26 protein-coding genes and 1 pseudogene are annotated in these 24,735 nt (G+C 60.7%); 20 read left to right on the top strand and 7 right to left on the bottom strand.

Annotated features, from left to right (window positions below):
• The first annotated feature begins 1 nt into the window (after window position 1).
• The 8 genes from AC1RAC_RS11755 to AC1RAC_RS11790 all read left to right on the top strand — a co-directional run bounded on the left by AC1RAC_RS11755 (window position 2) and on the right by AC1RAC_RS11790 (window position 8,728).
• A complete protein-coding gene (locus AC1RAC_RS11755; protein WP_003187899.1) occupies window positions 2–703 on the top strand; it encodes an SPOR domain-containing protein in 702 nt (233 codons plus the stop codon).
• Window positions 704–922: 219 nt separating this feature from the next.
• Entirely contained in the window at window positions 923–1,453 is a 531-nt protein-coding gene (hslV, locus tag AC1RAC_RS11760; protein ID WP_003171209.1) for an ATP-dependent protease subunit HslV, read from the top strand.
• A gap of 37 nt (window positions 1,454–1,490) precedes the next feature.
• Window positions 1,491–2,828, top strand: coding sequence for an ATP-dependent protease ATPase subunit HslU (hslU, locus tag AC1RAC_RS11765; RefSeq protein ID WP_034125569.1), 1,338 nt, complete (start codon window positions 1,491–1,493; stop codon window positions 2,826–2,828).
• A gap of 160 nt (window positions 2,829–2,988) precedes the next feature.
• Window positions 2,989–3,366 carry a gamma-butyrobetaine hydroxylase family protein gene (locus AC1RAC_RS11770; RefSeq protein WP_054919456.1) on the top strand — a complete coding sequence of 126 codons (378 nt, stop codon included), beginning with the start codon at window positions 2,989–2,991 and terminating at the stop codon, window positions 3,364–3,366.
• Window positions 3,367–3,615: 249 nt separating this feature from the next.
• Window positions 3,616–5,295, top strand: a complete 1,680-nt coding sequence (gene phaC, locus AC1RAC_RS11775) for a class II poly(R)-hydroxyalkanoic acid synthase (RefSeq protein WP_054896198.1) — start codon at window positions 3,616–3,618, stop codon at window positions 5,293–5,295.
• Between the two features lie 165 nt (window positions 5,296–5,460).
• Window positions 5,461–6,306: a poly(3-hydroxyalkanoate) depolymerase gene (gene phaZ / locus AC1RAC_RS11780; RefSeq protein ID WP_019820034.1), complete on the top strand. Its 846-nt coding sequence runs from the start codon at window positions 5,461–5,463 to the stop codon at window positions 6,304–6,306.
• 90 nt (window positions 6,307–6,396) lie between these two features.
• Window positions 6,397–8,079 (top strand): class II poly(R)-hydroxyalkanoic acid synthase, encoded by a 1,683-nt coding sequence (gene phaC, locus AC1RAC_RS11785; protein ID WP_198798951.1) that lies wholly within the window; start codon window positions 6,397–6,399, stop codon window positions 8,077–8,079.
• A 28-nt stretch (window positions 8,080–8,107) separates the two neighbouring features.
• Window positions 8,108–8,728: a TetR/AcrR family transcriptional regulator gene (locus AC1RAC_RS11790; protein WP_492616605.1), complete on the top strand. Its 621-nt coding sequence runs from the start codon at window positions 8,108–8,110 to the stop codon at window positions 8,726–8,728.
• Between the two features lie 114 nt (window positions 8,729–8,842).
• Here the strand turns inward: AC1RAC_RS11790 and AC1RAC_RS11795 are convergent, their stop codons facing one another.
• From AC1RAC_RS11795 to AC1RAC_RS11805, 3 genes are all read right to left on the bottom strand, one after another.
• Window positions 8,843–9,778: a phasin family protein gene (locus AC1RAC_RS11795; protein WP_054897527.1), complete on the bottom strand. Its 936-nt coding sequence runs from the start codon at window positions 9,776–9,778 to the stop codon at window positions 8,843–8,845.
• 12 nt (window positions 9,779–9,790) lie between these two features.
• Entirely contained in the window at window positions 9,791–10,213 is a 423-nt protein-coding gene (locus tag AC1RAC_RS11800; RefSeq protein WP_034125563.1) for a phasin family protein, read from the bottom strand.
• Between the two features lie 104 nt (window positions 10,214–10,317).
• Entirely contained in the window at window positions 10,318–10,593 is a 276-nt protein-coding gene (locus tag AC1RAC_RS11805; protein ID WP_034125562.1) for a polyhydroxyalkanoic acid system family protein, read from the bottom strand.
• 145 nt (window positions 10,594–10,738) lie between these two features.
• Between AC1RAC_RS11805 and ubiE the strand changes: the two genes are divergently transcribed.
• The 12 genes and pseudogenes from ubiE (at window position 10,739) to AC1RAC_RS11865 (ending at window position 20,881) form a co-directional block, all read left to right on the top strand.
• Window positions 10,739–11,509 carry a bifunctional demethylmenaquinone methyltransferase/2-methoxy-6-polyprenyl-1,4-benzoquinol methylase UbiE gene (gene ubiE / locus AC1RAC_RS11810; protein WP_003171186.1) on the top strand — a complete coding sequence of 257 codons (771 nt, stop codon included), beginning with the start codon at window positions 10,739–10,741 and terminating at the stop codon, window positions 11,507–11,509.
• Window positions 11,509–12,132, top strand: a complete 624-nt coding sequence (locus AC1RAC_RS11815) for a ubiquinone biosynthesis accessory factor UbiJ (protein WP_492616606.1) — start codon at window positions 11,509–11,511, stop codon at window positions 12,130–12,132. Before ubiE ends, AC1RAC_RS11815 begins: the two co-directional genes overlap by 1 nt.
• Entirely contained in the window at window positions 12,129–13,733 is a 1,605-nt protein-coding gene (ubiB, locus tag AC1RAC_RS11820) for a ubiquinone biosynthesis regulatory protein kinase UbiB (RefSeq protein ID WP_019820016.1), read from the top strand. Before AC1RAC_RS11815 ends, ubiB begins: the two co-directional genes overlap by 4 nt.
• Before the next feature lie 41 nt (window positions 13,734–13,774).
• Window positions 13,775–14,167 (top strand): phosphoribosyl-AMP cyclohydrolase, encoded by a 393-nt coding sequence (hisI, locus tag AC1RAC_RS11825; protein WP_003187884.1) that lies wholly within the window; start codon window positions 13,775–13,777, stop codon window positions 14,165–14,167.
• Window positions 14,168–14,169: 2 nt separating this feature from the next.
• The gene (locus tag AC1RAC_RS11830; protein ID WP_003187881.1) at window positions 14,170–14,502 is read left to right on the top strand and encodes a phosphoribosyl-ATP diphosphatase; all 333 of its coding nucleotides are present in this window, start codon (window positions 14,170–14,172) and stop codon (window positions 14,500–14,502) included.
• A gap of 26 nt (window positions 14,503–14,528) precedes the next feature.
• The gene (locus tag AC1RAC_RS11835) at window positions 14,529–14,807 is read left to right on the top strand and encodes a twin-arginine translocase TatA/TatE family subunit (RefSeq protein ID WP_003187877.1); all 279 of its coding nucleotides are present in this window, start codon (window positions 14,529–14,531) and stop codon (window positions 14,805–14,807) included.
• Window positions 14,808–14,817: 10 nt separating this feature from the next.
• Window positions 14,818–15,225, top strand: a complete 408-nt coding sequence (gene tatB, locus AC1RAC_RS11840; RefSeq protein ID WP_054897529.1) for a Sec-independent protein translocase protein TatB — start codon at window positions 14,818–14,820, stop codon at window positions 15,223–15,225.
• Entirely contained in the window at window positions 15,222–16,013 is a 792-nt protein-coding gene (tatC, locus tag AC1RAC_RS11845) for a twin-arginine translocase subunit TatC (protein WP_034125559.1), read from the top strand. The genes tatB and tatC overlap by 4 nt, the downstream gene beginning before the upstream one ends.
• Window positions 16,010–16,717: a 16S rRNA (uracil(1498)-N(3))-methyltransferase gene (locus AC1RAC_RS11850; RefSeq protein ID WP_054897530.1), complete on the top strand. Its 708-nt coding sequence runs from the start codon at window positions 16,010–16,012 to the stop codon at window positions 16,715–16,717. The genes tatC and AC1RAC_RS11850 overlap by 4 nt, the downstream gene beginning before the upstream one ends.
• Window positions 16,718–16,921: 204 nt before the next feature.
• Window positions 16,922–17,980, top strand: a pseudogene (locus tag AC1RAC_RS11855) (methyl-accepting chemotaxis protein); the annotation flags it as partial.
• A gap of 144 nt (window positions 17,981–18,124) precedes the next feature.
• Window positions 18,125–18,838 (top strand): methyl-accepting chemotaxis protein, encoded by a 714-nt coding sequence (locus tag AC1RAC_RS11860; protein WP_370712509.1) that lies wholly within the window; start codon window positions 18,125–18,127, stop codon window positions 18,836–18,838.
• 135 nt (window positions 18,839–18,973) lie between these two features.
• Window positions 18,974–20,881: a methyl-accepting chemotaxis protein gene (locus AC1RAC_RS11865; RefSeq protein ID WP_492616607.1), complete on the top strand. Its 1,908-nt coding sequence runs from the start codon at window positions 18,974–18,976 to the stop codon at window positions 20,879–20,881.
• A 109-nt stretch (window positions 20,882–20,990) separates the two neighbouring features.
• Here the strand turns inward: AC1RAC_RS11865 and AC1RAC_RS11870 are convergent, their stop codons facing one another.
• The 4 genes from AC1RAC_RS11870 to AC1RAC_RS11885 form a co-directional block, all read right to left on the bottom strand.
• Window positions 20,991–21,725: an amino acid ABC transporter ATP-binding protein gene (locus AC1RAC_RS11870; RefSeq protein ID WP_034125863.1), complete on the bottom strand. Its 735-nt coding sequence runs from the start codon at window positions 21,723–21,725 to the stop codon at window positions 20,991–20,993.
• Window positions 21,718–22,677, bottom strand: coding sequence for an amino acid ABC transporter permease (locus tag AC1RAC_RS11875; protein WP_032893984.1), 960 nt, complete (start codon window positions 22,675–22,677; stop codon window positions 21,718–21,720). The genes AC1RAC_RS11870 and AC1RAC_RS11875 overlap by 8 nt, the downstream gene beginning before the upstream one ends.
• 129 nt (window positions 22,678–22,806) lie before the next feature.
• Complete coding sequence (locus tag AC1RAC_RS11880) at window positions 22,807–23,604, bottom strand: transporter substrate-binding domain-containing protein (protein ID WP_032901820.1); 798 nt, start codon at window positions 23,602–23,604, stop codon at window positions 22,807–22,809.
• A 219-nt stretch (window positions 23,605–23,823) separates the two neighbouring features.
• On the bottom strand, window positions 23,824–24,624 hold the full coding sequence (locus tag AC1RAC_RS11885) for a transporter substrate-binding domain-containing protein (protein ID WP_057975385.1): 801 nt from the start codon (window positions 24,622–24,624) through the stop codon (window positions 23,824–23,826).
• Window positions 24,625–24,735 lie beyond the last annotated feature (111 nt).

The following is a 24,735-nucleotide window of genomic DNA, read 5'->3' on the forward strand; positions in this document are numbered from 1 at the left end:
GTTGGCTGCCAAGAAAAAACCTGCACCCAAGCGCGGCGCCAGCCGCTACCAGGCCCCGGCGAAGCAACCGATTCCGGGTTGGCTGTGGATGGCCATCGGTCTTACGGTCGGCGCATTTATCGTGTTTCTGATGAAGCTGGAGCCCGGCCAGGGCGATGACGTCAAGCGCGTCAAACAGGAGCAGCAAAAGGCCACGAAAATCGCCGAAGCCAACAAGACCGCGCCGAGCCCGACCGCACCGGTAAAGCCCAAGTACGACTTCTACACGCTGCTGCCGGAATCGGAAGTGATCGTGCCGCCTGACGCCGTGCCGGAAAAAACCCTGCCGACGCCACAAGTGCCGACCACGCCGGTAACCCCAGCGGAAGCGGCAAAAATCGACACGGCGCGCGCCCAGGCCGCGCTGGCCGGTATCACGCCGCCGCCAGCACCGCCAGTGGCAGCCACCAAGGCTGCGCCGGTGACCAAGTTCTTCCTGCAAGCGGGCTCGTTCCCGAAACAGGCGGATGCGGACCGTGTACGCGCACAGATCATTCTGTTGGGCCAATCGGTATCGGTTGAGTCCGGCACGGTGAAGGACGCGACCTGGTATCGCGTATTGGTGGGGCCGTTCAGCAACCGCGAACAGCTGACCGTGGCGCAAAAGCAATTGGCCGGCGCCGGGTTTAGCAACCTGTTGTTACAACAACGCCAGAGCCGCTGACTCATACTCACTGATCGTTCCCACGCTCCGCGTGGGAACGTGTCCCTTGACGCTCTGCGTCACAGAGCAGGCGCAGAGCGTCAAGGCGGCATTACCACGCGGAGCGTGGGAACGATCACCACTCGTCTGCCCTGCCTTCCTACGGTTGAAATCCCCCTCGCCACCCCCATATGAGTTTCCATCAGGGCATTTTCGCCCCGCTGCGTGGAGACTCTCCCCTTGACCACCATCGTTTCAGTACGTCGCCACGGCAAAGTTGTCATGGGCGGCGACGGCCAGGTTTCCCTGGGCAACACCGTGATGAAAGGCAACGCCAAGAAAGTGCGCCGCCTGTACCACGGCCAGGTGCTTGCCGGCTTCGCAGGCGCAACCGCCGACGCCTTTACCCTGTTCGAGCGTTTCGAAGGCCAGCTTGAGAAACACCAGGGCCACCTGGTGCGCGCCGCTGTGGAACTTGCCAAAGAATGGCGCACCGACCGCTCCCTCAGCCGCCTGGAGGCCATGCTCGCGGTTGCGAACAAAGACGCTTCCCTGATCATCACCGGCAACGGCGATGTGGTTGAACCCGAGCATGGCCTGATCGCCATGGGTTCAGGTGGCGGCTACGCCCAGGCTGCGGCCAGCGCGCTGCTGAAGAAAACCGACCTGTCGGCCCGTGAAATCGTCGAGACCGCCCTGGGTATCGCTGGCGATATCTGCGTGTTCACCAACCACAATCAGACCATTGAGGAGCAGGACCTCGCCGAATAAGCCCTGGGCTTATTCAGGCTTGAGGCCGCCAAACACTATGTCCATGACTCCCCGCGAAATCGTCCATGAACTCAACCGCCATATCATCGGCCAGGACGATGCCAAGCGCGCCGTTGCCATTGCGCTGCGTAACCGCTGGCGCCGGATGCAACTGCCGGAAGAACTGCGCGTTGAAGTAACGCCCAAGAACATCCTGATGATCGGCCCTACCGGCGTCGGCAAGACCGAGATCGCCCGTCGCCTGGCCAAATTGGCCAATGCCCCGTTCATCAAGGTCGAAGCGACCAAATTCACCGAAGTCGGTTATGTGGGCCGCGATGTCGAGTCGATCATTCGTGACCTGGCTGACGCCGCCCTGAAGATGCTGCGCGAACAGGAAGTGACCAAGGTCAGCCATCGCGCCGAAGACGCCGCTGAAGAGCGCATCCTCGACGCCCTGCTGCCACCGGCACGCATGGGTTTCAACGAAGACGCCGCACCTTCATCGGATTCCAACACCCGTCAGCTGTTCCGCAAGCGCCTGCGTGAAGGCCAGCTGGATGACAAGGAAATCGAGATCGAAGTGGCCGAAGTGTCCGGCGTGGATATCTCTGCCCCGCCTGGCATGGAAGAAATGACCAGCCAGTTGCAAAACCTGTTCGCCAACATGGGCAAGGGCAAGAAGAAAAGCCGCAAGCTCAAGGTCAAGGATGCGCTCAAGCTGGTGCGCGACGAAGAAGCCGGACGCCTGGTCAATGAGGAAGAACTCAAGGCCAAGGCCCTGGAAGCGGTCGAGCAACATGGCATTGTGTTTATCGATGAGATCGACAAGGTGGCCAAGCGTGGTAACTCCGGCGGCGTGGATGTCTCCCGCGAAGGCGTGCAGCGCGATTTGCTGCCGCTGATCGAAGGCTGCACGGTCAACACCAAGCTGGGCATGGTCAAGACTGACCACATCCTGTTTATCGCCTCCGGTGCCTTCCACCTGAGCAAGCCGAGCGACCTGGTGCCCGAGCTGCAAGGCCGCCTGCCGATTCGGGTGGAGCTCAAGGCACTGACGCCGGGCGACTTCGAGCGCATCCTCAGCGAACCGCATGCCTCGCTCACCGAACAGTACCGCGAGCTGCTGAAAACCGAAGGGCTGGGTATCGAATTCCAGGCTGACGGTATCAAGCGCCTGGCGGAGATCGCCTGGCAGGTCAACGAAAAGACCGAGAACATCGGTGCCCGTCGCCTGCATACCTTGCTTGAGCGCCTGCTTGAGGAAGTGTCTTTCAGCGCCGGCGACATGGCCGGTGCGCAGAATGGCGAAGCGATCAAGATCGATGCCGAGTATGTGAACGGTCACCTGGGCGAATTGGCGCAGAACGAAGACTTGTCTCGTTATATCCTGTAAGCCTCACTCAATGTGGGAGTGGCTTGTGTGGGAGCTGGCTTGCCTGCGATAGCATCACTTCAGTGTTCCTGAAACACCGAGGTGCCTGCATCGCGGGCAAGCCCGGCTCCCACATTGGTCCCTCCCACATTTTGAGCCGGTTCCTACAGGGTTTTCTCCAATGTCGAAATTTCCTACCGCAGTAAACCTGCATAAAACCTCCAATACCCTCGGCCTGACCTACGGGCCAGACGAAACCTACCAGTTGCCCGCCGAATTCCTGCGGGTGCACTCCCCTTCTGCCGAGGTCCAGGGCCACGGCAAACCCATCCTGCAATTCGGCAAGCTCAACGTCCGGTTGATCAAGCTGGAACCCGCCGGCCAGTACGCACTGAAATTGACCTTCGACGACGGTCATGACAGCGGACTATTCACCTGGGACTATCTCTATCAGCTGGCCGTACGTCAGGACGCTCTATGGGCCGACTACCTGGACGAGCTCAAAGCCGCTGGAAAAACCCGCGATCCGAGTGAGTCGGTCGTGCGGCTGATGCTCTAGCACAGGGGTCTTGCTGTTTAGAGCGCATTTTCTAATTTCATCTGCTTGAATGCCCTGTCGCGTGGCCAACGATTGGCCTGCTTGCGAAAAAAAATAAACTCGGGTAACCAATGGAGCTGGCAAGTTCCCTGCATTTGACGATGCGGTATCAACGGTCACCCGAGTCGCAGTACCAGGCTGGTGTCGTGTATCGAAATTGGGTGCGCAGCAATCGCCGGTACTCGTCTTTCGGACAATGGAGCGTCGTAGATGAGTAACAAGAATAACGATGACTTGAAACGCCAGGCCTCGGAAAACACCCTGGGGTTGAACCCGATCATCGCGTTACGCAAAAAGGATTTATTGGCCTCGGCCAAGATGGTGCTGACCCAAGCCATCAAGCAACCGTTGCACAGCGTCAAGCACGTCGCCCACTTTGGCGTTGAATTGAAGAATGTGATGTTCGGCAAATCCGCGCTGGTGCCCGAGGGCGACGACCGTCGCTTCAACGACCCAGCCTGGAGCCAGAACCCGCTCTACAAACGTTATTTGCAGACTTACCTGGCGTGGCGCAAGGAGCTTCACGACTGGATCGACGACAGCAACCTGTCGGCACAAGACATCAGCCGCGGCCACTTCGTGATCAACCTGATGACCGAAGCCATGGCCCCCACCAACAGCGCGGCCAACCCGGCGGCGGTCAAACGCTTCTTTGAAACCGGCGGCAAAAGCCTGCTCGACGGCCTTTCCCACCTGGCCAAGGACATGGTGCACAACGGCGGTATGCCCAGCCAGGTCAACATGGGCGCCTTTGAAGTCGGCAAGACCCTGGGCACCAGCGAAGGCGCGGTGGTGTTTCGCAACGATGTGCTGGAGCTGATCCAGTACAAGCCCATTACCGAGCAGGTGCATGAGCGCCCGCTGCTGGTGGTGCCGCCGCAGATCAACAAATTCTACGTCTTCGACCTGTGCCCGGATAAAAGCCTGGCGCGCTTCTGCCTGCGCAATGGCCAGCAGACCTTTATCGTCAGTTGGCGCAACCCCACCAAGGCCCAACGCGAATGGGGCCTGTCGACTTATATCGAGGCGCTCAAGGAAGCAGTGGATGTGGTCACGGCGATTACGGGCAGCAAGGATGTGAATATGCTCGGTGCCTGCTCCGGCGGCATCACCTGCACCGCACTGTTGGGCCACTACGCGGCGCTGGGCGAGAAGAAGGTCAACGCCCTGACGCTGCTGGTGAGCGTGCTGGATACCACCCTGGACACCCAGGTGGCGCTGTTTGTGGATGAACAGACTCTGGAAGCGGCCAAGCGCCACTCCTATCAGGCCGGCGTGCTGGAAGGCCGCGACATGGCCAAGGTCTTCGCCTGGATGCGCCCCAACGATCTGATCTGGAACTATTGGGTCAACAACTACCTGCTGGGCAACGAGCCGCCGGTGTTCGACATCCTGTTCTGGAACAACGACACCACACGCTTGCCGGCCGCGTTCCATGGCGACCTGATCGAACTGTTCAAGAACAACCCACTGGTACGCGCCAACGCCCTGGAAGTGTGCGGCACGCCCATCGACCTCAAGCAGGTCACCGCCGATATCTACTCCCTGGCCGGCACCAACGACCACATCACGCCGTGGCAGTCCTGCTACAAGTCAGCGCAGTTGTTCGGCGGCAAGGTCGAGTTTGTGCTGTCCAGCAGCGGGCATATCCAGAGCATCCTCAACCCGCCGGGCAACCCCAAGGCACGCTACCAGACCAGCGAGGGCCTGGCCGGCAGTGCGTTGGAGTGGCAGGAGAATGCTACCAAGCACACCGATTCGTGGTGGCTGCACTGGCAGGTTTGGCAGGCGGAGCGGGCGGGAAAACTGAAAAAAGCCCCGACGACATTAGGCAATAAAACCTATGCAGCCGCTGAAGCGGCGCCGGGTACCTATGTACATGAACGCTAGGCATTCTTGTGATTGAAATGAGATCAGATGTGGGAGCTGGCTTGCCTGCGATAGCGATGGGCCTGCTCACTAATCGCGGCCTGAAAGAATGCCATCGCAGGCAAGCCAGCTCCCACACTGACCGAGTTCCTACAGACCAATAGCACCACTTCACAGGGCTTGAGCATGGCGCAACCGTTCATCTTCCGTACCATCGACCTGGATGGCCAGACCATCCGCACGGCGGTACGCCCGGGCAAGCCGCACTTGACCCCGCTGCTGATCTTCAACGGCATCGGCGCCAACCTTGAGCTGGTGTTTCCGTTCGTCCAGGCCCTGGACCCGGACCTGGAAGTGATCGCCTTCGACGTGCCCGGCGTGGGCGGTTCCTCGACGCCGAACCGACCCTATCGCTTCCCCGGTCTGGCCAAACTCACCGCGCGTATGCTCGATTACCTCGACTATGGCCAAGTGAACGCCGTGGGCGTGTCCTGGGGCGGAGCGCTGGCCCAGCAATTTGCGTATGACTACCCCGAGCGCTGCAAGAAATTGATCCTCGCGGCCACCGCGGCCGGGGCCTTCATGGTGCCGGGCAAGCCCAAGGTGTTGTGGCTGATGGCAAGCCCCAGGCGTTATATCCAACCGTCCCACGTGGTGCGCATTGCACCGATGATTTATGGCGGTTCGTTCCGCCGTGATTCCAAACTCGCCGCCGAGCACGCCAGCAAAGTGCGCTCGGCCGGCAAGTTGGGTTACTACTGGCAGCTGTTCGCGGGCCTGGGCTGGACCAGCATTCATTGGTTGCACAAGATCCGCCAGCCCACCCTGGTGCTGGCCGGGGACGATGACCCGCTGATCCCGCTGGTCAACATGCGCATGCTCGCCTGGCGCATCCCCAATGCACAGTTGCACATCATCGATGACGGCCACCTGTTCCTGATCACCCGGGCCGAAGCCGTGGCGCCGATCATCATGAAGTTTCTGGAGGAGGAGCGCCTGCGCGCCGTGATACATCCGCGACCGGCGGTGTGAAGGACCACACCACCGCGCAACTTGCCAGGAACCGACTATGGTTCTGGATTGGCGTGCCTGCTTGATGACTTGACGAAGGAGTGTTGGCTCATGCGAGAAAGACCCGTGACGAACCCGGCGCCCACCCCCGCTGCGTTCATCAACGCGCAAAATGCGATCACCGGCCTGCGCGGCCGGGACTTGCTGTCAACCCTGCGTACCGTCGCCGCACACGGCCTGCGCAACCCGGTGCACACCGCCCGCCACGCCCTGGCCCTGGGCGGCCAGCTGGGCCGCGTGCTGCTGGGTGAGACCGTGCACGAACCCAACCCCAGGGACCATCGCTTCAGCGACCCCACCTGGAAGCTCAACCCACTGTACCGGCGCAGCTTGCAAGCCTATCTGAGCTGGCAAAAACAGACACGGCAGTGGATCGACGACAGCACCCTCAGTGACGATGATCGCGCCCGCGCGCAGTTCGCCTTCGCCCTACTCAACGATGCTGTCTCCCCTTCCAACACCCTGCTCAACCCGCTGGCGATCAAGGAGCTGCTCAACTCTGGCGGCAACAGCGTGGTGCGCGGCGTGAGCAACTTGTTCGAAGACCTGCTGCACAACAACGGTTTGCCGCGCCAGGTCAGCAATCACGCCTTTGAAGTGGGCAAGACCGTGGCGACCACGCCCGGTTCGGTGGTGTTTCGCAACGAACTGCTGGAGCTGATCCAGTACAAGCCCATGAGCGAAAAACAATACGCCAAGCCGCTGCTGGTAGTGCCGCCGCAAATCAACAAGTACTACATCTTCGACCTGAGCCCGGCCAACAGCTTTGTGCAATACGCACTGAAAAACGGCCTGCAGACCTTTATGGTCAGCTGGCGCAACCCGGACGTGCGGCATCGCGAATGGGGCCTGTCCACCTACGTCGCGGCGCTGGAAGAAGCGCTCAACGTATGCCGGGCCATCACTGGCGCCCGCGAGGTCAACCTGATGGGCGCCTGCGCCGGCGGCCTGACCATCGCCGCGCTGCAAGGCCACCTGCAAGCCAAGCGCCAGTTGCGGCGCATCTCCAGCGCCAGTTACCTGGTAAGCCTGCTGGACAGCCAGATCGACAGCCCCGCAACATTGTTCGCTGATGAACAAACCCTGGAAGCCGCCAAGCGCCGCTCCTACCAGCAAGGCGTGCTGGATGGCCGCGACATGGCCAAGATATTTGCCTGGATGCGCCCCAACGACCTGATCTGGAATTACTGGATCAATAATTACCTGCTGGGCAAGGAACCGCCGGCGTTCGACATCCTGTACTGGAACAACGACAACACGCGTCTGCCCGCCGCCCTGCACGGCGACCTGCTGGACTTCTTCAAGCACAACCCCCTGAGCCATCCCGGTGGCCTGGAGGTATGCGGCACGCCCATCGACTTGCGCAAGGTCTCGGTGGACAGCTTCAGCGTGGCCGGCATCAATGACCACATCACGCCGTGGGACGCGGTGTACCGCTCCACGCAACTGCTGGGTGGCGAGCGGCGCTTTGTGCTCTCCAACAGCGGGCATATCCAGAGCATCCTCAACCCACCGGGCAACCCCAAGGCCAACTACGTCGAGAACCTCAAGCTGAGCAGCGACCCGCGCGCCTGGTATTACGACGCCCAGCACGTCGAAGGCAGTTGGTGGCCACAATGGCTGGAGTGGGTACAAAAACGCTCCGGCGTACAACGCGAAACCCTCACCGCCCTGGGCAACCAGAATTACCCACCGATGGAAGCGGCGCCGGGTACTTACGTGCGCGTGCGCTGAGCTCAGCAATCAACTTTAAGAAGACTGGATGAAGACCCGCGACCGTATCCTTGAATGCGCCCTGCAGTTGTTCAACCACAAGGGCGAACCGAACGTATCGACCATGGAGGTGGCCAATGAGATAGGGATCAGCCCCGGCAACCTCTACTACCACTTCCATGGCAAGGAGCCGTTGGTGCTGGGGCTGTTCGAGCGCTTTCAGTGTGAGCTGGCGCCACTGCTGGACCCTCCTGCGGATGCGCAACTGGAAGCTGAGGACTACTGGCTGTTTTTGCACCTGATTGTCGAGCGCATGGCCCACTATCGGTTCCTGTTCCAGGACTTGTCGAACCTGGCGGGGCGCTTGCCCAAGCTGGCCAAGGGGATCCGTCACCTGCTCACGGCGCTCAAGCGCACCTTGGCGTCATTGCTTGCGCGGCTGAAGGCGGCAGGGCAACTGGTTAGCGATACCCAGGCGTTGGGGCAACTGGTGGAGCAGATCACCCTGACATTGCTGTTTTCGTTGGATTACCAACGGATTCTGGACCGTGAAGGTGAGGTACGGGTGGTGGTGTACCAGATCATGATGCTGGTGGCGCCGCATCTGCTGCCAACGGCGCGGCAGGCGACCGAGCGGTTCGCCTTGAAGTACCTGGATGACACCGATTAAACATGTAGGAGCGAGCTTGCTCGCTCCTACAAAATGGGGAATGCGGCGTTTTTGAGGCTTGCATAAAAAACGCCCAATCTTCGCAGACCGGGCGTTTTATGTGTCCCGTAAAAATCAGGACTGACTGGATGGCGTCGGGGTAACCGGCGTTGCAGTCGGGGTAGCAGCCGCATGCGTCGGCGCGGACACCGAATTGGCGGTAGAAGCGGCCGGTGCTGGTGCAGTGGCTGGCTTGGCCGCCGCGGCAGGCTTTGCGGCTGCCGGTTTTTTCGCTACCGCAGGCTTTTTGGCCGCTGCAGGCTTGGCAGCGGGTTTCGCAGCGGCGGGCTTGGCAGCAGGTTTAGCGGCAGCGGTTTTAGCCGCAGGTTTGGCAGCCGGTTTAGCCGCAGGTTTCGCGGCGGCTTTAGCGGCCACTGGCTTAGCGGCAGGCTTGGTAGCCGGTTTGGCGGCAGCAGTTTTAGCCGCAGGCTTGGCAGCAGGTTTCGCCGCGGCTTTGGCCGGCGCTTTGACAGCGGGTTTGGCAGCTGGCTTGGCGGCGGCTTTAACCAGAGGCTTGGCGGCAGTTTTGGCGGTGGGTTTTGCAGCGGCGGTTTTAGCCGCAGGTTTGGCCGCCGGTTTTGCTGCAGGCTTGGCCGCGGCGGTCTTGGCGGGAGCCGCTTTGGCGCCGGTGAGTTTTTCGATTTGCTTGGTCAAGGTATCAACCTTGCTATGCAGCGCCTTCAACTCAGCCTTGCTCGGTACGCCCAGTCGCGAAATAGCACTGTTGAGGCGCTTGTCGAACGTTTCTTCCAACTTGCCCCAGGTATCCGAAATACTCGATTTGGCGGAACCCGCACTCGCCTTGGCAGCGTCGACTTTTTTACCGACCGTGCTCTTGGTCAACTTCTCGGCCTTCTCGCCGTCTTTGACCAAGGTCTCGAAGAGTTTGCTGCCGTCACTGTCGATCTTCGAGTACACGCCTAAACCAGCGAGCCAGATTTTGCGGGAATATTCTTCAACTTTCCCGACCCACGAGCTGCCTTCTTTCTGAGTAGTCTTTTTAACAGCCATCCCGATGTCTCCTTAGTGTTTACGCGCGACACGTTCGAGCAATGCCGTCAGCTCTTCGAGCTTAGCAGAGAGTGTCTCCACGTCATGTTTAGACGCAATGCCGATCCGATTCAAGGCACTGCCGACACGAGTATCAAAAGCTTTTTCAACTTTATCCAGTTGAACTTCGACCAGGCCTTTGACGCCGGAGACGTTACTCTTTACTTGGTCAATCTGACTGTTGGCGGCATCAAGTTGTTCAACTACAACTTTTTTACCTTTACTTTCAACACGTTGACCGCTTCTAACGAGTTCCTTGAAGTACTCGCCGCCTTCGCTGCCGACCTTGGCATAGGCGCCAAGACCCGCCAGCCAAATCTTGCGGGCGTAGCTTTTAACCTCACTCAGGGGGGTGGTCTGAACGTCGATTTTTTTCTTCAAAATAACTTTGGCCATGGTGCACCTCACACAGAATTGGGTGGCGGACGGCCCGCAAGAGTTGAGGGCTTGGGCACAAAGTAAGGTTTAAAATTAGAATCGGCACCCTAAGCACAGCCGTATCAAGCCAGGGCCTTATCCAGGGCCTTTTCGATTTCGGACTTGATCGTGCCACTCATGGCCGACATCAGCAGGCCAAGTTCCACATCAATGCGCAGCGAATCATCGGCCACCAATACCGTGCCTTTAACCCCGGAGCGCTTGAGCTTCAGGGTGTCGCCAGCCCACGAAGACTCCACCCCATATTTATCCTCGAGTTTGCGCGCCAATTGCTCCGCCTTGGCCCGCGCCTGTTCTTTTCCCAGGGTATGTTCACGCTCAACGGTAATACGGGCCATTGCAATGACTCCTCTTTATAACGACTCAGAACACCCGCCATGCGGCAAAAGGTCTCGATGAGCGTCTATCTTACCTGCAGCCTTGCCAAGACAAAGCAGGCCTTGGGGATTATCATGTCCCGCATTCTCTTTTGGTGACAGCGATATGACTGATCAGCGCAAAGGCAGCGATGCCGAACCCACCACTCACTTCGGCTTCAAGAACGTCCCGGAAAGCCAAAAGGCGGAAAAAGTCGCTGAGGTGTTCCACTCCGTGGCAGCCAAGTACGACCTGATGAACGACGTGCTCTCCGGCGGCATGCACCGCCTGTGGAAGCGCTTCACCATCGAGTTGTCGGGCGTACGCACCGGCAACCGGGTGCTGGACATCGCCGGTGGCACAGGCGACCTGGCGGCCAAGTTCTCCAAGCTGGTTGGCCCCACCGGCCAGGTGGTATTGGCCGATATCAACGGCTCGATGCTCAAGGTTGGCCGCGACCGACTGCTCGACAAAGGCGTGGCCGGCAATATCGAGTTCGTCCAGGCCGATGCCGAGAAGCTGCCGTTCCCCGACAACCATTTCGACTGCGTGACCATCGCGTTCGGCCTGCGTAACGTGACTCACAAGGAAGACGCGATCCGCTCGATGCTGCGCGTACTCAAGCCGGGTGGCCGCCTGCTGGTGCTGGAATTCTCCAAGCCGACCAACGCGCTGATGTCCAAGGTCTACGACACCTATTCGTTCGCCTTCATGCCACTGATGGGCAAGCTGATCACCAACGACGCCGAGAGCTACCGCTACCTGGCCGAGTCGATCCGCATGCACCCGGATCAGGAAACCCTGAAGTCGATGATGGTGGAGGCCGGTTTCGACCGCGTGACCTACCACAACATGACGTCCGGCATCGTTGCCCTACACCGCGGCATCAAGCCCTGATGCTGCTGCAAGGTCTTCTCGCCAGCGTTGAGCACGGTCTCAACCGTGTACTGCGCCTGGACAGCACCGCCCTGGCGCGGCTCGCGCACCTGACCGGCAAAGTCATTGCCGTTGATTGCCGCAGCCCCGCCGTGCAGCTGTTTATCCTGCCCAGCGATGAAGGCCTGCTGCTCGCCACCCAATGGGCCGCTGAAGCCGACTGCACCCTGCGTGCACCAGCCTCAAGCCTGTTGCACCTGGCACTGAGCCGCAACAAGACCGCCATCCTCCACAGCCCCGAGGTGGAGCTGGAAGGCGACAGTGCGGTGCTGATGGACTTGGCCGCCGTGCTGCAAGACCTGGAGCTGGACTGGGAATATGAACTGTCGCGCTGGCTCGGCCCCGTCACCACCCAGTTGATCAGCGGGCACCTGCGCAGCCGCTCGCGCTGGTATCAGCAAGGGTTCGCCAGCCTCAACCAGAACCTTGCCGAATACCTGAGCGAAGAATCGCGCACCCTGGTCGGGCAACGGGAAGCGCAAGCGCGCTTTCGCGAGCTCGACAAGGCCAAAATCGACCTGGAACGCCTCGAGGCCCGCTTCGAGCGCTTGAGCCGTTCCCTTGATCCAAGCGATAACGCATGAAGCTGCTCGCCGTCCGCCGTTTGTTTCGTATCCAGCGCGTCGTAATCCGCTACCGTCTCGATGACCTGCTGTTTGCCCTGCCCTTGCCGTGGTTCCTGCTAGCGGTGCGTTATGTGCTGCCGTGGCGCTGGTTGCCCCGCAAGCCGTCGCCGTTGAGCCGTGGCGCCAGCCTGCGCTTGGCGTTGCAGGATTTGGGGCCTATCTTCATCAAGTTCGGGCAGATCCTCTCCACCCGCCGCGACCTGTTGCCCGAAGACATCGCCGACGAGCTGATGCTGCTGCAGGACCGCGTGCCGCCGTTCGATTCGCAGCAGTCGATGGCGCTGATCGAAGAACAGCTGGGCCAGAAGATCAGCGAGGTGTTCAGCCGCTTCGACGTCGAGCCCCTGGCCTCGGCCTCGGTCGCGCAGGTTCACGCCGCGCAGCTCAAGACCGGCGAAGAAGTGGTGGTGAAAGTCATTCGCCCAGGCCTCAAGCCGATCATCGGCCAGGACCTGGCATGGCTGTTTATCCTCGCCCGCGCCGCCGAACGCTTCTCCGCCGATGCGCGCCTGCTGCACCCGGTGGACGTGGTCGCCGACTACGAAAAAACCATCTACGACGAACTCGACCTGCTGCGCGAAGCGGCCAATGCCAGCCAATTGCGACGCAACTTCGAAGGCTCGCAACTGCTGTATGTGCCGCAGGTGTATTGGGACTGGTGCCGGCCAAAAGTGCTGGTGATGGAGCGCATCTACGGCGTGCAGGTTACCGACCTCGCGACCCTGGCCGACCAGCGCACCGACATGAAGATGTTGGCAGAACGCGGTGTGGAGATTTTCTTCACCCAAGTGTTCCGCGACAGTTTCTTCCACGCCGACATGCACCCGGGCAACATCTTCGTCAGCACCGTCAACCCGTGGAGCCCGCAGTACATCGCCATCGACTGCGGTATCGTCGGCAGCCTCACCCCGGAAGACCAGGATTACCTGGCGCGCAACCTGTTTGCCTTCTTCAAGCGCGACTATCGCCGTGTGGCGCAGTTGCACATTGATTCGGGTTGGGTGCCAGCGGAAACCAAACTCAACGAATTCGAAGCGGCGATCCGCACCGTGTGCGAGCCGATCTTCGAAAAACCGTTAAAGGATATTTCGTTCGGCCAAGTGCTGATGCGCCTGTTCCAGACCGCGCGGCGCTTCAATATGGAAGTGCAGCCGCAACTGGTGCTGTTGCAGAAGACCCTGCTGAACATCGAAGGCCTGGGCCGCCAGCTCTACCCGGACCTCGACTTGTGGAACACTGCGCAACCCTTCCTGGAACGCTGGATGCGCGAGCGCATGAGCCCGAAAACCATGCTGGGCAACCTGCACAGCCAGTTCGAGCAACTGCCGCACCTGGCCAACATGACCCGCGACCTGCTGGAGCGCATGTCCCAGCCCCATGCCAAGGACCCTGAGCCACCGTGGCGCAAGCGCAAGGACGACTGGTTCCTGCGCCTGCTCGGCGCCGCGCACCTGGTGGGCGGCGTGATGCTGGCGATTGGTGGGCCATTGAACCAACTAGGCCACTGGCCAGCGGGCATCATGGTCGCCGTGGGCGTTTATCTGATCGTGCGTCGATAGCCCATCCGGTTATACACTGTCGCAAATTGCCGGAGCCGAACATGAAAGACTGGCTGGATGAGATCAAGTGGGACAGTGACGGCCTGGTGCCGGCCATTGCCCAGGACTACAAGACCGGGCGCGTGCTGATGATGGCCTGGATGAACCGCGAGGCCCTGAGCCTCACCGCCGCCGAGCAGCGCGCCATCTACTGGTCACGTTCGCGTGGCAAACTGTGGCGCAAGGGCGAAGAGTCCGGGCACGTGCAGACCCTGCACGAGCTGCGCCTGGACTGCGATGCCGACGTGGTAATCCTCAAGGTCGAGCAGATCGGCGGCATTGCCTGCCACACTGGCCGCCACAGTTGCTTCTATCGCGTGTTCGAGAATGGCGAATGGAAGGTTGTGGAGCCGGTGCTCAAAGACCCGCACGCCATCTACCCAGCAGGACACTGAACATGAGCGATACCCTGAACCGTGTGGCCCAGGTGCTGGAAGACCGCAAAGGCGCGGATGCCGACAGCTCCTACGTCGCCAGCCTGTACCACAAGGGCCTGAACAAGATTCTGGAAAAACTCGGCGAAGAATCCGTCGAGACCATCATTGCGGCCAAGGACGCGCAAATCAGCGGTGATTACAGCGATGTAATCTATGAGACCGCAGACTTGTGGTTCCATAGCCTGGTGATGCTCGCCCAACTGGGGCAGCACCCACAGGCCGTGCTGGATGAACTGGACCGTCGCTTCGGCTTGTCCGGGCACGCCGAGAAGGCCTCGCGCCCGTCCGCCTGAATAACTGAGACTTGAGGATTTGAAGCATGGGCATTTTTGACTGGAAACACTGGATCGTCATTCTGGTGGTGGTGGTATTGGTGTTCGGCACCAAGAAGCTCAAGAACCTGGGCACCGATGTGGGCGAGTCGATCAAGGGCTTTCGCAAAGCCATGAACGATGATGAAAAGCCGGCCGAGCCAAGCGCCAACCCGGTGCCACCGGCCCAGCCTGTTCACCCGCAGGCCACCCAGCCGATCACTGAGCGCCGTACCTTCGACGTGCAGGCTGAAAAGGTCCAAGAGCCGACCCGCAAAGACTCGTGAGCACTGACTAATGTTTGGTATCAGCTTCTCTGAACTGCTGCTCGTCGGCCTGGTGGCCCTGCTGGTACTGGGGCCGGAACGCCTGCCCGGTGCCGCACGCACCGCCGGCTTGTGGATCGGGCGCCTCAAGCGCAGTTTCAACGCGATCAAACAGGAAGTTGAACGGGAAATCGGTGCCGACGAAATCCGTCGGCAATTGCACAACGAGCACATCCTCTCGTTGGAGCAGGAAGCCCGCAAGATTCTTTCCCCGGTGCAAGAGCCGGCCAAGCCGGTAACGCCGGTGGCCGAGCACAGCATCGCGCCAGCCCCTGTGGCCGACGCCACACCGGCAGCGCCCGCCCCACCGACGCCTGCGCCGACGCCCGTCGCGTCGCCCGCGCCCCATGACCCTACATTGCCGCCGCGAGCCCCATGAGCGCTGATAAACCGGAAAACGACCAGCACATGCCGCTGGTCTCGCACCTCACCGAGTTGCGAACCCGCCTGCTGCGTTGCGTGGCGGCGATCTTCATCATCTTTGCCGGGCTGTTCGCCTTTACCCAGCAGATCTACACCTTCGTCTCGACGCCTCTGCGCCAGTACCTGCCGGCCGGCGCGACGATGATCGCCACCGATGTATCGTCGCCGTTCCTGACCCCCTTGAAGCTGACCATGATGGTCTCGCTGTTCCTGGCGATCCCGGTGATCCTGCATCAGATCTGGGGCTTTATCGCGCCGGGCCTGTACAAGCACGAGAAGCGCATCGCTGTGCCATTGCTGGTGTCGAGCATCTTGCTCTTCTACACCGGCATGGCCTTCGCCTACTTCCTGGTGTTCCCGCTGATCTTCAAGTTCTTCGCTGCCGCCACCCCGGCCGGCGTGGAGATGATGACCGATATCACCAGCTACCTCGATTTCGTGATGACGCTGTTCTTCGCCTTTGGCGTGGCATTCGAAATTCCGGTAGCGGTAGTGTTGCTGGTGTGGATCGGCGTGGTCGACGTCAAGTACCTGAAAAAGATCCGCCCGTACGTGATCATCGGCTGCTTCGTGGTCGGCATGATCCTCACGCCACCGGACATCTTCTCCCAGACCTTGCTGGCCGTGCCGATGTGGATGCTGTTCGAGGTGGGCATCCTGTTCAGCGGCCTGATCAGCAAGCGTGGCGAACACCCGGATGACGCGCCTGCCGACGACGACCAACCGCCAGCGACCCAGCCGTGAACCTGCTGCTGCTCGAAGAGGCCGACTTTATCGCGGCCGACCGCGTAGTGCTGCGTGATCGTCGCCTGGTGCATATGCAGGAGGTTCACCGCGCCGCCGTCGGTGACACCCTGCGTGTGGGCCGCATTGGCGGGCTGATGGGCAATGCCCAACTGCTGCGCCTGGAAGCCACTGAAGCCGAACTGCAAGTGAGCTTCGACCAACCGCCACCGAGCAAACTACCCCTGACCTTGCTGCTGGCCCTGCCCCGCCCGAAGATGCTGCGCCGGGTGCTGCAAACCGTGGCGGCCATGGGCGTGCCCAAGGTGGTACTGGTCAACAGCTACCGCGTGGAAAAAAGCTTCTGGCAAACCCCGTTCCTGGAGCCGGAAGCGGTGCGCGAGCAACTGATTCTCGGCCTGGAACAAGCGCGGGACACGGTGCTGCCCGAGATCATTATCGAGAAACGCTTCAAGCCGTTTGTGGAAGATCGTCTGCCGGCCATGGCGGCTGGCACCTTGGGCCTGATCGGCCATCCGGGCGATTACCCGGCCTGCCCCCGAGCCCTCGAGGAACCGGTGACCCTCGCGATCGGCCCGGAAGGCGGCTGGATTCCCTATGAAGTGGACCTGCTGGCCAAGGCTGGTTTACAGCCGGTGCAACTGGGTGCACGTATTTTACGCGTCGAAACCGCCGTAACGGCCCTGCTCGCCCGCCTGTTCTAACCCCCCGTCTGATCGTTCCCATGCTCTGCGTGGGAATGCCGCTCAGGACGCTCTGCGTCCGCCCTTGTGACGCAGAGCGTCACGCCATTCATTCCCACGCAGAGCGTGGGAACGATCACCAGAGCGTGGGAATGATCAAGTATCCCCGTGCGTTGCCGATAGCCTTTGAATAAGTCCAAGCCTTGTTCCAGGGGAGTTCGCAGCATGTATCGTTGGTTAGCCGAGAAGTTGGGGAATGTAAGCGTCAACCGCAAGCTGAGCGTGGGCTTTGGCCTGGTGTTGCTCCTGACGCTGTTGATCACCTTTACCGGCTGGACCGGCCTGGGGGATGTGATCAGTCGCGGCGACAAGCTGGGCTTCATTTCCAGCCTCAATGGCCTGACCAAAGACCTGCGCCTGGCGCGCCTGGACTTCGATATGCGCCGTGGCGAGCAAGGCACGGACAAGGTCGACGGCCTGCTCGCCCACCTCGACAGCGGCCTGAAGACCGCCGCCGAGCTGATCGAGCAACCTGACGACAAAGCCCTGGTCGAGCAACAGCAGGAAGCCTTGAACCAATACAAAAAGGCCTTCGCCGCCATGGTCCAGGCGGGCCTCAAACGTGAGGGCGCCCGCAGCAAGCTCGGAGACACCGCCGACAATGCCGTCGCCAAGATCAACGAAATCGAAAAAGCCCTGCTGCAAGGTGACAGCGTCGCCCAGTTCAACAGCGTGGTCGAGCAGAGCAAGCTGATCCAGCAATCGCGCTTCCAGGTACGCGGCTACACCTACAGCGGCAAGGTCGAAGCCGAGCAACCGGCCCTGGATGCCATCGACAACGCCCTGAAAAAAATCACCGAACTGCAAGGCCAGTTGCCTGCGCAATACCAGGCCAACCTGCAAGAAGCCGGGGCTTCACTGCAAGCCTACCGCGCTGCCGTCAGCCAGTATCGCGATTCCCAGGTCGCCAGCGCAGCAGCGCTGAAAACCATGATCGCCCAAGGCGACATCCTGCTGGGCCACAGTGAAAAACTCACCGTCTCCCAGACCGCCGTGCGTGACGCAGATGCCGCGCAGGCCAAATACCTGTTGCTGCTTGCCACCGTGCTGGCGCTGATCGTCGGCATCTTCGCAGCCTGGGCCATTACCCGCCAGATCGTCATCCCGCTCAACCAGACCCTCAAAGTCGCCGAGCGTGTGGCCTCCGGCGATCTGAGCCACAACCTGGAATCGGGCCGCCAGGACGAACTGGGCCAATTGCAGCGTGCCATGCAAAGCATGACCGTGGGCCTGCGCGAGTTGATCGGCGGGATCAGCGACGGGGTCACCCAGATCGCCAGCGCCGCTGAGCAGTTGTCGGCCGTGACCGAACAAACCAGCGCCGGGGTCAACAGCCAGAAGGTCGAGACCGACCAGGTAGCCACCGCCATGAACGAGATGGCGGCCACCGTGCAAGAAGTGGCGCGCAACGCCGAAGAGGCCTCGGAAGCCGCCGTGGCTGCCGACCAGCAAGCCCGTGAAGGCGACCAGGTGGTGGGTGAAGCTATCGCCCAGATCGAGCGCCTGGCCACCGAAGTGGGTAATTCCACGGTGGCCATGGGTGAACTCAAGCGCGAAAGCGACAAGATCGGCAGTGTGCTCGACGTGATCAAATCCGTGGCCCAGCAAACCAACCTGCTGGCCCTTAACGCCGCCATTGAGGCGGCGCGTGCCGGTGAGGCCGGGCGCGGCTTTGCCGTGGTGGCCGACGAGGTGCGCAGCCTGGCCCAGCGCACGCAGAAGTCCACTGAAGAGATCGAAGAGCTGATCGTCGGCCTGCAAAGTGGTACCCAGCAGGTGGCAACCATCATGGACAACAGCCGCGGGCTGACCGAGAGCAGTGTTGAGCTGACGCGCCGGGCCGGCCACGCGCTGGGCAATATCACCCGTACCGTCTCGACCATCCAGGCCATGAACTCACAGATCGCCACCGCCGCCGAGCAGCAAAGCGCCGTGGCTGAAGAGATCAACCGCAGCGTGCTGAATGTGCGCGACATCTCCGAGCAAACCTCGTCGGCCAGCGAAGAAACTGCGTCCTCCAGTGCCGAACTGGCGCGCCTGGGGATCTACCTGCAGACCCTCGTCGGGCGCTTCCGAGTCTGAATTACCCTACACGGCGGCTTACCAAAGCCGCCGCAACTTGTGAAATCTCCTACACAGTTATCAGCCCTCCACGGTCCCGAATCGAATTAGCGTTTCATGTGTCGCGAAACGCTTTCTCTGATTCGGAGGTTCACCATGTTTCTTCGGCTGACCCGCATGCTGGTCAATGCCAGCGTCCGCCTCAAGCTAGCCCTGGGTTTTGGCCAAGTGCTGATCCTCAGTTTCCTGATCGCAGCCACCGGCTGGCAAGCCTTGAGCGCCGTGCTTTACCGATCCGACAGCCTGACGGTCCTGGGCCATCTGGCTGTCGAAGCCGAGGCCATGCGCGCCGACCGCATCGTGTACCGCACGCTGATGGACAGCAACAGCCTGGACAAGATGAACCAAAGGATTGAACAGATCGACCAGTATCTGACCGGCCTTTCGAGCCGCTTGCGAGCCGCCACCGACCGACAATGGCTGGAAGAAGCGGCTCTGTTGGTGTCGGGCTCGAAAGCCGCGCTCGTACAGTTGCCACCGTTGCTGGCCGCGCGCGAGCAGATCCGTCCAGCGCTCAAGAAGTCCGCCCTGCAGGCCAGTGACACCCTCGCTCAACTGGCCAGTGACTTGCCCGATCAAAATGACGAGAAGGCCCTCGACACCATCGAGAACCTGCGCCAGGCCATGGAGCAAGCCGAAGATCGAGCGCAGAGCCCCGCCTGGGCGGCCGTTACCTTAAAGGCCTACGCCAATGCGTTCGACCAGTCGCTTGATGAACTGCAGGCCGCGCTGGCTTCCGTCACCGCGCTCCCGGTGGACTCGACGCTGCTCAAGACCGATTTGGCCAACTACCGTGAACAACTGCTAAAGCTCGAGCAAGCCCAGCTCGATACCGAAACCGTGCAAAACAGCCTCGAACAGCGACTCAACGAGCTGCGGGACAAGAGCAATCTGCTGAGCCAGAGCCAGAACGCCAGGCGCAACAACGAGGCGGACCAAACCCGTACGTTGCTGATCAGCGTGACAGTGGCCGCCCTGGCACTGGGCACGCTGGCCGCCTGGTGGATCGCCCGGCAGATTGCGGCGCCACTGCGAGAAATTCTCGGCGCCGCCCACCGTGTTGCCGAGGGCGACCTCAGCCATGACATGGCGGTCGACCGTCGCGACGAACTCGGCCAGTTGCAGCAAAGCATCGGGCAAATGACCCGCAGCCTGCGTAGCCTGATCAGCAGTATCGGTGACAGCGCCCGGCAGATCGCCGGAGCGGCCACGCAGTTATCCACCGTCACCGAGCAGACCCGCAGCGGGCTCAACGAGCAGAAAGATGAAACCGACCAGGTGGCGACGGCAATGAATGAAATGCTCGCCACTGCCCAGGAAGTGGCGCGCCACGCCGAACGCGCCTCGGTGGCGGCCCAAGAAGCCGACCATCAGGCCGGCGCCGGTGAGCAGGTGGTCACCCAGGCCGTGGAGCAGATTGGCAACCTGGCCAGTGAAATGGCGCTGTCAGGCCGTGCGATGCTCGCGCTGCAACAGGAGAGCCAGAAGATCGCCAGTGTGCTGGACGTGATCAAGTCTGTTTCTCAGCAGACCAACCTGCTGGCCCTGAACGCCGCCATTGAAGCGGCACGTGCGGGCACTGCCGGCCAAGGCTTTGCGGTGGTCGCCGACGAAGTGCGCAGCCTGGCCCAACGCACTCAGGAATCGGCCGAGGAGATCGAAGGGCTGATCCTCGGCCTGCACAATGGCACTCAGCAGGTGGCAGACATCATGGACAGCAGCCGCAACCTGACCGACAACAGCGTCGCCCTGACCCGCGACGCCGGCGACGCTCTGAGCGCCATTGCCCGCACGGTGTCGATCATCCAGGAAATGAACCCGCAGATCGCCGCCGCAGCGGAACAGCAAAGCGCTGTGGCCGAGGAGATCAACCGCAGTGTGTTGAAGGTGCGGGACGTGTCGGAACAAACCGCCGCCGCCAGCGAGGAAACGGCGGCCGCGAGTGTTCAGTTGACAAGGTTGAGCCTGGACTTGCAGACGCTGGTCGACAAATTCAAGCTTTGACCTGTGGCGAGGGAGCTTGCTCCCGCTGGGCTGCGCAGCGGCCCCAAAATCTTGGGAGCGCTTCGCACTCCAGCGCGAGCAAGCTCGCTCGCCACAGAGGCAAATATTTCTACAGGACTTGGCGCAGGAAGGCCTGGGCACGCGGGTCTTTTGGCGCATTGAAGAACTCGGCCGGGGCGGCGTCTTCCAGCAGTTTGCCGTGATCGAAAAACAACACCCGGTCTGCCACTTCCCGGGCAAAGCCCATCTCGTGGGTGACGCACACCATGGTCATGCCTTCCAGGGCCAGGGTCTTCATCACGTCGAGCACTTCACCGACCATTTCCGGGTCGAGGGCCGAGGTGGGCTCGTCAAACAGCATCACCTTGGGCTCCATGGCCAGGGCTCGGGCAATGGCGACTCGCTGCTGCTGGCCGCCTGACAGGCGCGATGGAAACTCGTGGGCCTTCTGCGCAATACCGACCTTTTCCAAGAGCGCCAGGGCCTTGGCCTCGCGCTCTTGCTTGCCGCGCTTGCGCACGACCTTTTGCGCCAGGCACAGGTTTTCCAGCACGGTCATGTGGGGGAACAGGTTGAAGTGCTGGAACACCATGCCGACTTCACGGCGGTAGGCATTCACGTCGGTCTTAGGGTCGGCCAGTTGCAGGCCGTCGATGCTCACCGAACCCGAATCGAACGCCTCCAACCCATTCAGGCAGCGCAAGAAGGTGGACTTGCCGGACCCCGAAGGACCGATCACCACCAGCACCTCGCCCTTGGCCACTTGGGTGGTGACGTGATCCACCGCGCGCACCAGTTGCCCACGGGTATCGAAGACTTTTACCAGATCGCGTACTTCAATCACTTTGGGCAAGCCTCCGCTCAAGCCGGCTGGCCATCTTCGACAGCGGCAGGTTGATCAGCAGGTACAAGCCCGCCACACAAAACAGGATTTCAAACGGCGAGAACGAGGTGGTGATCACTTCGCGGCCGCTCTTGAGCAACTCGGTAATCGCGATCACCGACACCAGGGACGTGTCCTTGACCAGGCTGATAAATTGCCCGGCCAGGGGCGGCAGCACACGCTTGAAGGCCTGCGGCAGTACCACGTGGCGCATCGACTGGCTGGCGCTCAAGCCCAGGGAACGCGCCGCTTCATCCTGGCCACGGGTGATGGACTGCACGCCGGCGCGCACGATTTCGGCCACGTAGGCACCCGTGAACAACGACAGCGCGGCAATCCCGGCAAACTCCCGGGACAGGTTGAGCACCGTGCCGATAAAGAAATAGAAAATGAAGATCTGCACCAGCAGCGGCGTGCCCCGCACCAGCTCGACATAGATTGTCGACAGATCGCGCAAGGTGGGATTTTTCGACAGCCTGCACAGCCCGGTCGCCAAGCCAATCGCCAAACCCAGGATGCCGGACACCACCGACAGCCACAGCGTGGTCCACAAGCCCCACATCAATGGTCCCAATGCCCATTGCCGGGTCACGCCGACCACATCGCCTTCAGCCACATCGTCGCCGCGCGCCACTTGCAGACTGTTATCGGCGACTGTGAGCTTTTGCTCGACTCCGGCGTCGTTGCGCAGGGTGACTTCGGCCGTATCGCCTTTGCGCACCAACTCGACCACGGTGGAAATATCCGCGGCGCGCTGGGAGGTCTCGGCTTGATAGGCGAAGTATTGGGGGACGCGATTCCAGCGCCATTCGTAAGACATCAACGACGTGGCGTAGTACAAGGCACCCGCCAGGCCGACCAGCACGACCACCGTCAGCAGGTGCCAGGGCCATTGGGCTTTTTTCTGTTTCATTTCACTTTCCGCATAGGTGTCGCCTGATAGGCCGCCATCGCGGGCAAGCCCGCTCCCACAGGTTGATGTGTGAATAAGTCAAATGTGGGAGCTGGCTTGCCTGCGATACAGGCAACTCGGTGTCAGGCCTTATTCCATGTCCTTGAGCCACTCGGAGCTCTTGAACCACTTGTCATGGATGCGATCGTAGGTGCCGTCGTTACGGATCTGGTGCAGGAAGTTGTTGATGAAGTTGATGCTGTCGTAATCGCCTTTCTTCAAACCGAACGCCAGGGGCTCAAAGGTGAAGGGTTCTTCCAGGAACACCAGTTTGCCGTTACCGACTTTCTTCTCGGCCACCACGTTGTACGGTGCGTCGTAGACGAACGCGTCAGCCTTGCCGTTGACCACGTCGAGCACGCCTTCCTGCTCGTTGTCGTAGCCGTGGTACTTGGCCTTGGAGATCAGCTTCTTGGCGACCATCTCACCGGTGGTGCCGAGCTTGGAGGTCAGGCGGTATTTCTCATCGTTCAGGTCTTTGTAGGATTTGATGGTGCCTTCCAGTTCCTTGCGGATCAGCAACGTCTGGCCGACCACGATGAAGGGTTCGCTGAAATTCAGGCGCAGGTTGCGTTCCTGGGTCAGGGTCATGCCGCTGCCGATCATATCGAACTTGCCGGTCAGGAAGGCCGGGATGATGCCGTCGTAACCGGTGGACACCAGCTCCAGCTTGACGCCCATGGACTTGGCCATAGCCTTGAGGATGTCGACTTCGAAACCGATGATTTCACCGCGCTTGTCGGTCATTTCGAACGGCATGTAGGTGGGGTCCATGCCAACTTTCAACGTGCCGCGCTTGACAGCCTCATCAATGGCGCCGGCCTGGGCCGCAGTGGCAGCGACCAGCGCGGTGACGCCGAGCATCAGCATCGAAAGATACTTTTTCATCATCAAGACCCCTGAACGATTCTTATAAGGTTGGCGCACAAGAGGGCTGCGCCATTTCGGGGTGCGATCCTAACCCACTCGTTGTCCGCCACAAAGGTTTCACCGGTAAATGTTATCGGCGTGTGTCGGAAAACCCTGACAGCGACCCGGCCAAACACAGGCGCAGACGCTTCAGCGCGGCCTCTCGATCAGGGATTGATGTGTAAGCAGTTATGACGATCAGTCGATCTCGGCTATCCAGGCCGTATCCCTGAACCACTTGTCATGCAGGCGATCGTAGGTGCCGTCCTGGGCGATCTGGTTGAGAAAATGGTTGATCCAATTGAGGCTGTCGTAATCGCCTTTTTTCAGGCCGAACGCCAAGGGCTCAAAGGTGAAGGGTTGCTCAAGTGCCAACAATGCACTGTTCTGTGGCCGACTCATCGCGATCAGGTTGTAGGGCGCATCATGGATAAAAGCATCGGCCTTGCCTTCAACGACCTGCCGCACGCCTTCTTCCGGGTTGGGCACACTGCTGAGCCGCGCTGATATGAGAAAGCGTTGTGCTGCGGCTTCACCGGTGGTGCCTTGGGTGGTAACCACGTGGTAACTGGCGTCGTCCAGTTCTTCAATACTGGAGACCTTCCCGGCCATGCGTGGGTGCAGCAGCACCGTCTGGCCCACCACGACAAACGAGTCACTGAAGTTGAGTTTGAGGTTGCGCTCTTGAGTGACCGTCATGCCGCTGCCAATCAGATCAAACTTGTTCGTCGTCAGCCCCGGCAACAGATCCGTGTAAGGCACTGCCACCAATTCAAGCTCTACGCCAAGTGCGCGGCTCATGGTATGGAGCAAGTCAATTTCAAAGCCGACGATGCGCCCCTGCTTATCGAGCATTTCGAAAGGGACGTTATTGGGGGTTGTACCGACCTTAAGCACGCCACGGCGCACAGCGTTGTCCAGCGCGCCCGCGTAAAGCAAGCCTGCGTGCCCCCCCAGGAAAAAGCCCATCAGCAATGCCAAACAATACCTTTTGATCATGAATGCCCCCGTGGCGAGTCCAATTTGGGGGGCGATCCTAACCCAGCCGCGGGCACGGCAATACGCCTCGAGCAAAGGTCTTTTGTTTCGAAATAACAAGGAGTTAGCGAC

Source organism: Pseudomonas sp. GW823-FHT02F05 (genome assembly GCF_058797315.1).